The 12,973-nt window shown below is 60.2% G+C and carries 9 protein-coding genes; 1 reads left to right on the forward strand and 8 read right to left on the reverse strand.

Annotation, left to right across the window (positions count from 1 at the left end; translation table 11 throughout):
- From VJV58_RS13390 to VJV58_RS13405, 4 genes are all read right to left on the reverse strand, one after another.
- A partial coding sequence (locus VJV58_RS13390) for an efflux RND transporter permease subunit (protein ID WP_324137831.1) occupies positions 1 to 653 on the reverse strand: 653 nt, incomplete at its 3' end.
- A complete protein-coding gene (locus tag VJV58_RS13395) occupies positions 653 to 3,787 on the reverse strand; it encodes an efflux RND transporter permease subunit (protein ID WP_324137832.1) in 3,135 nt (1,044 codons plus the stop codon). The genes VJV58_RS13395 and VJV58_RS13390, both read right to left, overlap by 1 nt.
- Before the next feature lie 50 nt (positions 3,788 to 3,837).
- Positions 3,838 to 5,223 carry an efflux RND transporter periplasmic adaptor subunit gene (locus VJV58_RS13400; protein WP_324137833.1) on the reverse strand — a complete coding sequence of 462 codons (1,386 nt, stop codon included), beginning with the start codon at positions 5,221 to 5,223 and terminating at the stop codon, positions 3,838 to 3,840.
- Positions 5,213 to 6,631: an efflux transporter outer membrane subunit gene (locus VJV58_RS13405; RefSeq protein ID WP_324137837.1), complete on the reverse strand. Its 1,419-nt coding sequence runs from the start codon at positions 6,629 to 6,631 to the stop codon at positions 5,213 to 5,215. The genes VJV58_RS13400 and VJV58_RS13405 overlap by 11 nt, the downstream gene beginning before the upstream one ends.
- A gap of 657 nt (positions 6,632 to 7,288) precedes the next feature.
- On the opposite strand from VJV58_RS13405, the gene VJV58_RS13410 reads away from it, so the two are divergent.
- A complete protein-coding gene (locus tag VJV58_RS13410) occupies positions 7,289 to 8,329 on the forward strand; it encodes a cysteine synthase A (RefSeq protein ID WP_324137834.1) in 1,041 nt (346 codons plus the stop codon).
- 11 nt (positions 8,330 to 8,340) lie between these two features.
- Here the strand turns inward: VJV58_RS13410 and VJV58_RS13415 are convergent, their stop codons facing one another.
- The 4 genes from VJV58_RS13415 to VJV58_RS13430 are packed head-to-tail and all read right to left on the reverse strand — an operon-like array spanning position 8,341 to position 12,856.
- Entirely contained in the window at positions 8,341 to 9,081 is a 741-nt protein-coding gene (locus VJV58_RS13415) for an amino acid ABC transporter ATP-binding protein (protein ID WP_324137838.1), read from the reverse strand.
- Positions 9,082 to 9,092: 11 nt separating this feature from the next.
- On the reverse strand, positions 9,093 to 10,619 hold the full coding sequence (locus VJV58_RS13420; protein WP_324137835.1) for an amino acid ABC transporter permease: 1,527 nt from the start codon (positions 10,617 to 10,619) through the stop codon (positions 9,093 to 9,095).
- Positions 10,616 to 11,821 carry an amino acid ABC transporter permease gene (locus VJV58_RS13425; protein WP_324137836.1) on the reverse strand — a complete coding sequence of 402 codons (1,206 nt, stop codon included), beginning with the start codon at positions 11,819 to 11,821 and terminating at the stop codon, positions 10,616 to 10,618. The genes VJV58_RS13420 and VJV58_RS13425 overlap by 4 nt, the downstream gene beginning before the upstream one ends.
- An 18-nt stretch (positions 11,822 to 11,839) precedes the next feature.
- Complete coding sequence (locus tag VJV58_RS13430) at positions 11,840 to 12,856, reverse strand: amino acid ABC transporter substrate-binding protein (protein ID WP_324137839.1); 1,017 nt, start codon at positions 12,854 to 12,856, stop codon at positions 11,840 to 11,842.
- Positions 12,857 to 12,973 lie beyond the last annotated feature (117 nt).

The following is a 12,973-nucleotide window of genomic DNA, read 5'->3' on the forward strand; positions in this document are numbered from 1 at the left end:
ACCGGGCCGAGCGGATTGGCGTTGATGATCGCCAGCCGAACGTCGTCCGTTGCGATGCCCGCATCTGACAGCGCCACCGGGTTAAGCGCGATGCGGACGGCGGGCTGGTCGGCGCCGCTGACCGTAACCTCGCCGACACCCGGCACCTGCGAAATACGTTGGGCAAGCACCGTATCGGCGACGTCATAGATCGCGCTGGAGGAGATCGTCTTGGACGTCAGCGCCAGCACGAACACCGGAGCGGCGGCGGTATTGGCCTTTCGGAAGCGCGGCAGGCTCGGCAGATCGCTGGGCAAATCCGCCAGCGCCGCGTTAATCGCGGCCTGCACGTCGCGCGCGGCGCGGTCGATATCCCGGCCTATCACGAATTGGAGCTGGATGCTGGTCGTGCCCAGCGAACTGGTTGAGGTGATCTGGTCGATACCGGCGATCTCTCCGAGCCGCCGTTCCAACGGCGCCGCCACGGTTGCGGCCATCACTGAGGGATCCGCGCCGGGGCGTGTCGCGGAGACCCTTATTGACGGGAAGTCGACATTGGGGACGGCGGCGACCGGGAGAAACTCATAAGCCACCACTCCGATCAGAAACAGCCCGATCGAAAGTAAGGTGGTGCCGACCGGCCGGCGGATGAAAGGCTCCGAGATCGACGCCACTACTGCACCCCTTCGGTGGCTCCGGCGATAGGCGGAGGCGGCAGTTCAGGCCCGACCGGCGGTACGGCTTTCTCGATGCGGCGGTTTATCCGATCGAGAGCGAGATAGATAACCGGCGTTGTATACAGTGTCAGGAGCTGGCTCAGCAGCAGCCCGCCTATGATCGAGATACCGAGAGGAAATCGCAACTCGGCACCGGTGCCGCTTTCGACGGCCAGCGGCAACGCGCCTAGCAGCGCGGCCAGCGTCGTCATCATGATCGGGCGGAAACGCAACAGCGACGCCTGCACAATCGCGTCGAGCGGGGACATGCCCTGGTTGCGCTCGGCCTCCAGCGCAAAGTCGATCATCATGATGGCGTTCTTTTTCACGATTCCCATCAGCAGAATGATGCCGATCAGCCCGATCACCGAAAGGTCCTGACCGAACAGCATCAGCGCCAGGATGGCGCCTACACCGGCTGATGGCAGCGTCGAAAGAATGGTGATCGGGTGGATATAGCTTTCGTACAGCACACCCAGCACGATGTAGATCGTCACCAGCGCGGCCAGGATCAGCCAAGGTTGCCCGGCAAGGGATTTAGAGAACTCGGCCGCATCACCGGCGTATATTCCCACGATGCTGCCGGGCATGCCAATGCGCTTCTCGATTGCCTTCACCGCATCGACTGCATCCCCGAGCGCCGCCCCGCGCGCCAGATTGAAACTGAGCGATACGGCCGGAAACTGAGCCTGATGTGAGATCGCTAGTGGCGCGGTGGTCCGCGTCAACGTCGCCACCGCGGACAATGGCACTTGGGCCCCAAGCGCACCCGGCAAATAGAGTTTTGAGAGGATCGACGGATCACGCTGATAGGCCGGCATCGCCTCCAGCACCACCCGGTACTGGTTAGCCTGCCCGTAGATGGTCGAGATCTGCCGCTGCGCGAACGCATCGTTCAACGTATCGTTCACCCCCTGCAGACTGACGCCGAGCTGACCGGCGCGCTGCCGGTTGATGTCGAGCGCCGCCCGCAACCCTCGGTCCTGCGCTTCGGAGGAAACGTCCCGAAACAACGGATCGCGGCGCAGCTCGCTGACCAGCCTGTTGGCCCACTCGGTCACCTGCGCGGAATCCGTGCCCGTCAAGATGTACTGATACAGCGATCGACTGGATTGAGTGGAGATCTGCACATCCTGAACCGGCTGAAAATAGATGGTCATGCCGGGTATCGAGGCGGTCAGGCTTTTCAGCCGGGCGACCACGACCGAAACATCGTCGCGGCGTTCGCCCCGCGGCTTCAGCGTCATCACCAGACGGCCGACATTGGTCGTTGGGTTGACCGAACCCGCGCCAACGACGGAGACGACGCCAATTACGTCCGGATCCGTTCGGATGGCATTGGCGGCCAGGGTTTGTCGGCTTTGCATCTCCGCAAAGGAAACGTCGGGACCGGCCTCGGTCACCGCCGTGATGGAGGCCGTGTCTTGCAACGGCAGGAATCCTTTTGGCGCCACGACATAAAGCACCAGGGTCGCGCCAATCGTGGCAAAGGTGACCAGCAAAGTCGCCCGCTGCCGCTGCAGCACCCATAGCAGCGTGCGGTGGTAAAAATCGACCATGCCGTCGATGAACCGGCTAATTGCAGCAAGTCCTGGAACGGCCATCTCGTCGCCGGCGTGTTTCAGCAGTCGCGAGCACATCATCGGCGTCAGCGTCAACGACACGATCGCCGACGTGACGACAGCGATGGTCAATGTTAGCGCGAACTCGCGGAACATGCGTCCCACAAGTCCCGACATGAACAGAAGCGGGATGAAAACGGCAACCAGCGACACCGTCAGCGAAATCACGGTAAACCCGATTTCGCTCGCACCTCGGAGCGAGGCGCCCATCGCGGATTCACCATTCTCCATGTGACGGACGATGTTCTCGATCATGACGATGGCGTCATCCACCACGAATCCAGTGCCGATCGTCAGCGCCATGAGCGACAAGTTATCGAGGCTAAACCCCGAGAAATACATGATGCCGAAGCTCGTGATCAGCGACAGCGGCAGTGCCACCCCCGCGATTAGCGTGGCGCGCAACGAACGAAGGAATAACAGCACCACAAGCGTGACAAGCACCACGCTTAGAACCAGCGTAAACTGCACGTCATGCACTGAAGCGCGAATGGTTACGGTGCGGTCGCTGACCACCGTGAGGTTCACGCCGGCCGGGATCGCGCGCTGCAGCTTTGGAATCTCGGCGCGAATCTGGCGTACGACTTCGATCACGTTGGCGCCGGGTTGCCGTTGAATATCGATGATGACGGCCGGTGTGCCCTGATACCACCCGCCGGTGCGGTCGTTCTCCAGGCCATCGACAATGACGGCGACGTCCCCGATCGTGACCGGCGCGCCATTGCGATAAGCAATGATGATCGGCTTGTAGGCCTCTGCCGCAGCGATCTGATCGTTAGCAGCGATGGTATAAGCCTGCTGGGCTCCATCGAGCGAACCCTTCGGTCCGGACACATTCGCTCCCGCGATCGCGTTGCGCAGGTCCTCCATCCCGATTCCATAGGCGGCCAACCGTGCCAGATCGGCCTGCACCCGCACCGCCGGCTTGAGACCACCCAGCACCGAGACGCGACCGACCCCGGAAATCTGGGCCAGGCGTTGCGCCAATATCGTGTCGGCCAGATCGCTCATGGCGCGCAACGCAATTGTGTCCGACGTCAGCGCGAGTGTCAGAACGGGTGCGTCCGCGGGGTTCACTTTGGCGTAGGTCGGCGGATAAGGCAGGGTTCTTGGCAGCACTCCCGCGGCGGCATTGATCGCGGCCTGCACATCCTGGGTGGCGCCGTCGATGTCGCGATTTAGATCGAATTGCAAGGCAATCTGGCTGACCCCGAATGAGCTGGTCGATGTCATTGACGACAACGAGGGGATCTGGCCGAGCTGGCGCTCCAATGGCGCGGTTATAAGAGAGGCGATGACATCGGGGCTGCCGCCAGGCAATTGAGTCGTGACCTGGACTGTCGGAAAATCCACCTGCGGCAATGCCGAAACCGGAAGGGCCCAATAGCCGAGCGCGCCTCCCATCAACAATGCGATGCCGAGCAGCGAAGTCGCAATCGGCCGGCGAATGAATGGTTCCGAGACGCTCATCAATGCGTACTCATGCTTGAGAATTCGGGCATCAGGTCAGCCAATTGTACTCACCGCTGCGACTTTGCTCCGCTGCCCGACTGCTCGCCTCCCTGCGCTGCGCTACCCTCGCCGCCGCCTTGTCCGCTCTCGCCCTTCTTGGCGCGACGTTCGGCTTTTCCGTCCTTTCCTTGAGCGTCATTGGTTTGCGGACCACGACTGCCTTTTTTGCGCGGCGCGAGATCGGCGGTAGGCGTTTGGGAGTCGCTGCCGATGATGACCTTGGCGCCATCTGATAAATTGGCAAAGCCCGTCGTCACCACGCGATCGGACGGCGATAGACCGCTCGCGATCGCCGCTTCACTTTCATTTTGCTGCGTCACCACGATTGGCTTCGCCGTAACAATGTCGTCATGGCCGATGACGTAGCTGAATGTTCCCGCCGGTCCGCGCTGCACGGCCGAGGTCGGCACTACGACCGCTTGCGACAGCGTATCGACCTTCAGCCGAACATTGACGAACTGCCCGGGCCAAAGCTGAAAAGACGCGTTGGGAAATTCGGCCTTGAGCTTGAGCGTGCCGGTGGTCGGGTCGACCTGATTGTCGATCCCCTTCAGCGTTCCGCTGTCGATCACCGTCGTCCCGTCATTGCCGAACACATCGACCTTAAGAGGCGCTTTGGCCGACGCCGCGTTGACGCGCAGGATTTGCTGCTGAGGAAGGCTAAATTGAACGGCAATCGGCTGTAGCTGCGTGATGATCACGAGACCGGTCGCGTCCGCGGCATGAATGATGTTGCCCTGGTCGACCTGCCGGAGGCCGGTGCGACCTGATAACGGCGCAACAATCTTGGTGTAGCCGAGCATTGCCTGAGCATTGTCGATCGCCGCCTGGTCCGCATTGACCAGCGCCTCCTGCTGCGCGACGACCGCTCGTTGCGTATCGTACTGCTGCTTGGAGCCGGCATTAGATGCCGAGAGTTGCTGATACCGGGTCAGGTCCAGCCGTTGATTGGCCAGTTGGGCCTGGTCCTGCGCTTTCTTCGCGACGGCTTGGTCGTACTGGGCCTTGTAGATCACCGGGTCGATCTCGCCGAGCACGTCACCTTTTTTGACGTCCTGCCCTTCGGTGAAATTAACGGCTATCAGCTTGCCATCCACCTGCGAGCGGACGGTCACGGTGTTGAGCGCGCGCACGGCGCCTACGGCATCGAGATAAACAGGCACGTCTTGAATGCGGGGCGTTGCAGCCAGGACCGGCACCGGCAAATCGGGGCGGCCGCGATTCGCGGCCTGCTTCTGTTGAAACGACGTCCAGGCGATGTAGCCGAGGCCACCCAGAATGATGAGCGTAATCGCAATCGAAACCGTCCGGCGGCGCGCGCGCGAAGCCACGCGGGCAATGCGGTCGCCGGCCGTCTTCTTGGCGGTCTCGTTCAGATCCGGCTTAAAGAGCATTGACCGGCCTCTCCATTCTCGGCTCCCAACCACCCCCCAGCGCTTGATACAGGCTGACAACCGCCAGTAGCCGGGCAAGCTGCGCCTGCCAAAGCGCATCCTCGGCCTGGAATAGCGTCACTTGGGTGTTTAGCACAGTTATGATGTCCGCGGTCCCGGCCCGAAGTTGCTGCTCGGACAGCTCAAAAGCTCGCCGTGATGCCGCTACCACCTCGCGCTGCAGCCGCAGCCTCGTTGTTGTCTCCTTGATAGCCACCAGCGCGGTATCGACGTCGGCAAATGCGGAGACCACGGTTTTGCGATAGCTTTGCAGCAATTCATCCTGCCTGGCCTTGGTTAGTTCGAAGTTTCCGAGAATTCTTCCACCCTCGAAAATCGGCTGCGTCAGGCTGCCGACCATGCTGAAGAATGCGGCATGGGGCTGAAACAGCGAGGCCAGCGCCGAGCTTTGATATCCACCCTGCCCGGTCAGCTGAATGCTCGGAAAGAATTGCGCTCGGGCATTCCCGACGTTGGCGGTAGCGGAAGCGAGTTGGGCTTCCTGACGCCGGATATCGGGCCGCTGCGTCAGTAGCTCCGAGGGCAAACCGGGCGTAACGCGCGGCGATGAGACTGCGTTCAGCGAGCCGCCCTTAACGCGCACGCTTTCCGGCGGCCGCCCGACCAGCGTTGCCAATGCGTTGACGTTTTGCGCAAGCGTTTGGCGCAACGGCGGTACGGCTGCCTTCTGATTACCGAGAACCGCTTCCTGCTGTGCCACGTCGAGATCGGTGCCTGTTCCGGCCTCCAGTCTTTGCTTGATCGCTTCCAGCACTCGCGTCGCGCTGGCGATGTTGCGCTCAGCGGTGTGAATTCGATCTTGCGAGGCAAGTACCTGAAAATAAGCATTGGCGACGCTGGTGAGGGTTGTCAGCGCAACCACATCGCGATCGAAACGGTTCGCGGTAGCTGTTTCTTCGGCCGCCTGCAGCGCGTCGCGGTTCTTGCCCCAGAAGTCGAGTTCGTAACTGGCGCTAAGCGAGGCTGAGTAGTTGACGACCTCGCGCCCGCCATTGGTGAGACCGCTTGCGCTCGATCCTGACGTGCGCGAATAGGCCTCCTGGCCCGTGGCGCTGAGGCTTGGCAACAACGCTGCTCCCGCAACACGTGCCAGCGCGTCCGCCTGTTTGAAGCGCGCGACCGCCGCCGCAATGTCCAGATTGACGGTCTGGGCTTGCTCCATGAGCTGGGTCAATTCCGAAGAGCGGAATCCGCGCCACCAGTCAAGCTTGGGCGGCGCGTCCGGACCAGTCAGCCGCGCGGCCTTGTATCCGCCGGGAATGTCGAGCGCCGGATCCGGCAGGTCTTGCGTCAGGACGCAGCCTGCCGAACTTGCAAAAATGCAAACCGCGACAACTCCTCCCGCCACCCGATCCAACCGACCGATGCCGAGGCGCTGGCGCTCGACGGCAGCACGGGCGAATCTAAATCTCACGTCACCCCTCCGCCTGGCAGAGCGCCCGGCATCCGTGGCTGGACTGATAGCCGGACGATGTACGGCCGAAGCTTGTGGGCACTTGCTGCGACGTGTTCACCGCCGTGATGCTTCCTTCTATTCGCTTGCATATTAGCGGGGCGATGATGGGGCGGACAGCCTCTTGAGCCCGCTGTCCCCTGTGGCGCCACAATTGCGGGCGCGGTTGTGAAGGCAATCAACTTCGAGCTTTCCCTTGCAGGACAGCCGTTTTGCGACTCACCTCGGCTGAGTCGTCGCGGCAAGCTTAACAAGATTTCATGTAGTTTCGCTCGGTCCGACGGCCGGAAACCCGCCTCGGCGCCGCCAATTTGCGCCAATCGAGTTTCGTTGAACTTTGTGCTCCGGGCGCAGCGTGCGGGTTGTGCCAACCGCATTTCGGGCAAGATTGTGCCAACGCACTCCCCTTGCATCGAATTAATTTCCGCTGTCCAGCCGAAACCGACTAGCGGCGCTTTGTCGATCCGCGACGCCGATGACGGCTCGGCTTGTATGGTTTGCGGAGGTCCATTAGGGTCTTGCGATCGGCTTGTAATCGGCAATTTCACGCACATGAAAATCAACAATGACGTAGTCGAAGCGATCGGCAACACGCCGATGATCAAGCTAAAGCGAGCTTCCGAACAGACCGGCTGCACCATTCTCGGCAAGGCTGAGTTCATGAACCCCGGTCAATCGGTCAAGGACCGCGCCGGAAAGCAAATGATCCTTGAAGCCGAGAAGCGCGGCGATCTAAGGCCCGGCGGGCTGGTGCTGGAAGGAACGGCCGGCAACACTGGCATTGGACTTGCCGTTGTCGCCAATGCGCGCGGTTACCGGACCCTGATAGTGATTCCGCAAACCCAAAGCCAGGAGAAGAAGGATACGTTGCGCTTGTGCGGCGCCGAGCTCGTCGAAGTACCGGCATTGCCCTACAGCAATCCGAATAACTATCAGCACGTCGCAAAGCGGCTTGCCGATCAGCTGCGCAAGAACGAGCCAAACGGTGTCCTGTTCGCCGACCAGTGGAATAATCTCGACAATGCCAAGGCGCATTATGTTTCAACTGGTCCCGAAATCTGGGAACAGACTGGCGGCAAGGTCGACGCGTTCATTTGCGCAATCGGGACCGGGGGAACGCTGGCGGGCACCAGCGCTTTCCTTCGCGAAAAAAACAAAGACGCAGTGATCGGAGTCGCCGATCCTCGGGGCGCGGCGATGTACGAATGGTTCAAGCATGGCGAGGTCAAAACCACGCCCGGTGGATCTATCACTGAGGGAATCGGTCTCGGACGGGTCACTCCTATTATAAAAGAAGCAAAGGTGGACCAGGCCTACGTCATTCCCGATGAGGAAGCCGTGCCGGTGATTTACGAGCTGCTCGAGCACGAAGGTCTGTGCCTTGGCGGCTCCAGCGGCATCAATGTTGCCGGCGCCATAAGACTCGCGCGCGAACTCGGTCCCGGTCATACGATCGTAACGGTGCTGTGCGATTCCGGAAATCGGTATCAGTCGAAACTCTTCAATCCGGCCTTCATGCGATCGAAGAACCTGCCAGTCCCAGAGTGGCTGGAGCGGCATCGCGAAGTAAATGTACCGTTCGAGAAGGTGTGAGCGCCCAAATTCTAGCGAAGAATCTGGCTGAGAAACAGCTTGGTGCGGGCGTGCTGGGGATTGGCGAAAAAATTCGCCGGCGTGTTCGCCTCGATAATCTGTCCGGCGTCCATAAAGACGATCCGATTGGCCACTTCTCTCGCAAATCCCATTTCGTGGGTAACCACGAGCATGGTCATCCCCTCCCTGGCCAAGTCGACCATGGTGTCGAGTACTTCCTTGACCATTTCGGGATCTAGCGCCGAGGTGGGCTCATCAAACAGCATGACTTTCGGATTCATCGTAAGCGCGCGTGCGATCGCGACGCGCTGCTGCTGGCCACCCGACATCTGGCTCGGATATTTATTGGCTTGATGCGGAATTTTGACCCGCTCCAGATATTTCATCGCGGCGGCTTCGGCGTCCTTTTTCGGGATGTTGCGTACCCAGATCGGCGCCAGCGTGCAATTTTCCAAGACGGTCAGATGTGGAAACAGGTTGAAGCTCTGGAACACCATGCCGACCTCGCGTCGAACTTCGTCAACGCGCCGCAGATTGGGGCCGAGTTCGATGCCATCGACGACGATCTCGCCTTCCTGAAACTCCTCCAGCGCATTGACGCAGCGGATTAACGTTGACTTGCCTGATCCAGATGGACCGCAGATCACGATGCGTTCGCTCTTGCCGACGTCGAGATTGATGTCGCGCAGCACGTTGAAATCTCCGTACCACTTGTTGAGGCCGGAAATCCTGACGATCGAGTTTTCAGTCATGGTCATTTTGCTCAACTGCGCCGATGTGCATTCAGCCGGTGCTCGACGAAAAGTGAATAGCGCGACATTCCAAAGCAGAAAACGAAGTAAATCATGCCGGTGAAAGCAAATCCGGTGAACAGAGTGGTCGGGGTCGCCCAGACTGGATCGGAAAAGGATGCCCGCAACTGCCCGAGCAAATCGAACAATGCCACGATCAAGACCAGGGACGTGTCCTTGAACAGTGCAATGAAGCTGTTGACGAGGCCGGGAATGACGTGGCGCAAGGCTTGCGGCATCACGATCAGAGCCGTCGTTTTCCACCAGGACAGGCCAAGCGCGCTCGCCGCCTCGCTTTGCCCACGCGGGATCGCCTGTAGCCCGCCCCGGATCACCTCGGCCTGGTATGCCCCGGCAAACAGCGCGATTCCGATCAGGGCACGCACCAATCCGTCCACCGTGAAGCCTGTCGGTACGAACAGCGGCAACATGTAAGTCGCAAAGAACAACACGGTAATCAGCGGAACACCGCGCCAGAATTCGATAAAGGCAATGGAAAAAATCCGAATCAGGGGGATTGTTGAACGCCTGCCGAGCGCAAGGGCGATCCCAACCGGCATGGATGCGACGATGCCTGTCACCGAAAGCACCAGTGTTACTAGCAGGCCGCCCCAAAGCCGCGTATCGACGATCGGCAAGCCGCCCCGGTCAAGGTGCATCACCGCAATCACGAGTCCCATTCCTGCAAAGGTCGCGAGACTGACAACGAGCGTGCGCCAGCCGCTGCGCGCACCCCCGTTCAAAATGAACAGCAACGCCGAAACGATTACGGCTGTTGACGCGAAGTCGATCCACACAGGCTGATCGGATGCGTGGATCTGATCGCGAAGCCAGGTCACCGGCCAGATCAGGAGGGACACGGCACTGCCGAGCAGGACGACGAACTTGCCCAATAGGACGAGCGGCGGACCAACAATTGCGGTGCCTTGAGACGCATTGCTGAGCGCCCGGCCGGCGTCGATCATACTGTCCGCAAAGCCGGAAAGCAGTGCCGCCGTCCAGCTAACGCCAAAGCCGGCCAGACCGCCCCCATGCAGCAGAAAAAATGCGACGATCGGAAAGGCAATGAAAAACAAACCGGCATTCAACCCTTTCGCGGGCAGGCGCGGAATGAGCAGCGGCAGCAGCAACAATGCCGCGAGCAGAAAAGTGACGTTGACCCGCCAACGCTCCGGCTCCGGATAAAATCCATAGATGAACTGGCTGAATTTCGCCTGTACGAAAGGCCAACAGGCGCCGACCGGATGCCCGACGTTCTCGGCCAGACAGGCATTCCGATCAGTGCCGGTCCAGACCGCATCGAACAGCAGAAACCGCAGCGCCGGCACCACGATGAGCCACAGCAACAGCGCGCCAATGATCGTGAGCAGAATGTTGGTCGGGGAATTGAACAGCCGGGTGCGCAGCAGGCCGATAAAGCCGGTAGTCTTTACCGGGGCCGGGCGTTCGGGAACGAGTTCCTGGCGAACGAAGGCGGTGGATGCGGTGATGTCGGTCATCCGTTCATGCTCCGGCCGACGCGCCAACCATAGAAGCTCATGATCGCGCTCGTCAGCAGCGATATCAGCAGATATACGCCCATCGTAATGCCGATGATCTCGATCGCCTGGCCGGTTTGGCTCAGCGTTGTTCCCGCAAACACCGACACCAGGTCGGGATACCCGATCGCCACCGCGAGCGAAGAGTTCTTGGTCAGGTTTAGATACTGATTGGTAAGCGGCGGCAGGATCACACGCATCGCCTGCGGTATGACGATCAGGCGCAGCACCGAACCTCGCTGCAGCCCAAGCGATGAACCGGCTTCCATCTGCCCCTTGTGGACAGACAAAATACCCGCGCGGACGATTTCGGCAATAAAGGCCGCGGTATAAGTCGAGAGCGCCACAGTCAGGGCCACGAACTCCGGAATGACGCGGGAGCCGCCGGCAAAGTTGAATCCCTTGAGAACCGGTATCTCGAATGATACCGGCACGCCGAATATCAGCACCGACACCAGCGGCAGCCCGATCAGCAGCCCGAGTGCATAGGGCCACACCTTGATGACTCTGCCGCTTTCGAACAATTGCCGGCGCGCATAGCGCCAAAACCCGATCGCACCGATGATCGCGATCAAGACAGCGAAGACAAACGGCTCGAAACCGGGCTCCCCGATCGGCCTTGGGAGCACCAATCCCCGGTTGCTGAGAAAAATGCTCCCGAACACCGACACACTTTGCCGCGGGTTTGGCAACGCGGCGAGCACGGCAAGGTACCAAAACAATATCTGGAACAGCAGCGGCAGGTTTCGGATCAGTTCGACATAGCCACCGGAGATGCGCGACAGTAGCCAGTTCGGCGATAGTCGGCCCAGCGCTACGATGAATCCGATTACGGTGGCAAAGAAGATGCCGATCACCGAAACCAGCAACGTATTAAGCAAGCCCACCAGGAACACGCGAGTATAGCTGTCGGAGCCGGAATAGGGAATGAGGGTTTGGCTGACGTCAAACCCCGCCGTATTGCCCAGGAAACCAAATCCGGAGGTGATCCGCTGTGTTTCGAGGTTGGCGCGTGCGTTGGCCACGATCTCGTAGCCGATCCAGACCAGCGCGGCGACGAACAATATCTGCAGGATAAAGCCGCCCCACCCCGCACGACCGCCGAGCGCACGCTTCAATCGGGCGGCATACTGCGGCGGTGGTGATCGGGGTTCGATGCTCATCGCCGCAGCCGCGGCCGATCAGCGTATCGGCGGTGCGTACTGAATACCGCCCTTATTCCAGAGCTGGTTTAGCCCCCGCGCGATGCCGAGTTTAGAGCCCGACCCTACATTGCGATCAAAGGATTCGCCGTAGTTGCCGACCGCTTTCACGATCCGCGATACCCAATCCTTGGTCAGGCCGAGTTGTTCACCCAGATTGCCGTCCGTTCCAAATACCCGCTTCAGTTCCGGCTTGTCCGACTTTGCCATATCGTCGACGTTCTTCTGCGTGACGCCTAGCTCTTCCGCGTCCACCATCGCAAACAGCGTCCATTTGACGAGATCGAACCACTGATCGTCGCCATGACGCACCATCGGCCCGAGCGGCTCTTTTGAAATCACTTCCGGAAGCACAGCGTGATCGGCCGGGTTTGCCAGCTTCAAGCGCTCGGCATAGAGCTGCGATACGTCGGAGGTGAAGACGTCGCAACGTCCGGACTCGTAGGCCTTGACGGTCTCGTCGGCGCTGCCGAATGCGATTACCTCATACTTCATGTTGTTGCTCTTGAAGTAGTCGGCGAGATTTTGCTCGGTGGTGGTGCCGGTCTGCACGCACACCGAGGCGCTGTTCAGTTCAAGGGCGGAATTGACCTTGAGGGACTTCTTCACCAGGAAGCCTTGTCCATCGTAATAGGTCACGCCGGTAAAGTTGGCGCCCAGCGAGGTGTCACGCGAAAGCGTCCAGGTTGTGTTGCGCGACAGCACATCGATTTCACCGGACTGAAGAGCCGTGAAGCGATCCTTCGCGGACAGCGGAACGAACTTGACCTTCGTGGGATCGTTAAAGATCGCAGCGGCGATCGCCCGGCAGACGTCGACGTCGATGCCAGTCCAGTTGCCCTTATCGTCCGGCGACGAAAAGCCCGGCAGTCCCTGACTGACGCCACAGGACAGCATGCCCCGATCCTTAACCGTCTTAAGCGTTTGCGCGGTAGCGGCGTGGGTCGAGAGACCTCCCGCAAGTGCAAGGGTAAGAATCAGAGATACGCGTTTCATGACAATGCCTTTCAACTTTCGTCCCGAATGATTGCCGATCAATCGCGCACACTGACGGGCCAGCCTTGTGATCCATTGCTGCGAACGCCAGCCCGAAAGGCTGGAGGCGCGTCCATA

The sequence above is a fragment of the Bradyrhizobium sp. genome, assembly GCF_035273305.1.
Lineage (GTDB): Bacteria > Pseudomonadota > Alphaproteobacteria > Rhizobiales > Xanthobacteraceae > Bradyrhizobium.

Bases quoted from the DNA above. Each gene is read 5' to 3' on its own strand.
- VJV58_RS13395 (WP_324137832.1), bottom strand. From the start codon at position 3,787: ATGAGCGTCTCGGAACCATTCATTCGCCGGCCGATTGCGACTTCGCTG.
- VJV58_RS13400 (WP_324137833.1), bottom strand. From the start codon at position 5,223: ATGCTCTTTAAGCCGGATCTGAACGAGACCGCCAAGAAGACGGCCGGC.
- VJV58_RS13410 (WP_324137834.1), top strand. From the start codon at position 7,289: ATGAAAATCAACAATGACGTAGTCGAAGCGATCGGCAACACGCCGATG.
- VJV58_RS13415 (WP_324137838.1), bottom strand. From the start codon at position 9,081: ATGACTGAAAACTCGATCGTCAGGATTTCCGGCCTCAACAAGTGGTAC.
- VJV58_RS13420 (WP_324137835.1), bottom strand. From the start codon at position 10,619: ATGACCGACATCACCGCATCCACCGCCTTCGTTCGCCAGGAACTCGTT.
- VJV58_RS13425 (WP_324137836.1), bottom strand. From the start codon at position 11,821: ATGAGCATCGAACCCCGATCACCACCGCCGCAGTATGCCGCCCGATTG.
- VJV58_RS13430 (WP_324137839.1), bottom strand. From the start codon at position 12,856: ATGAAACGCGTATCTCTGATTCTTACCCTTGCACTTGCGGGAGGTCTC.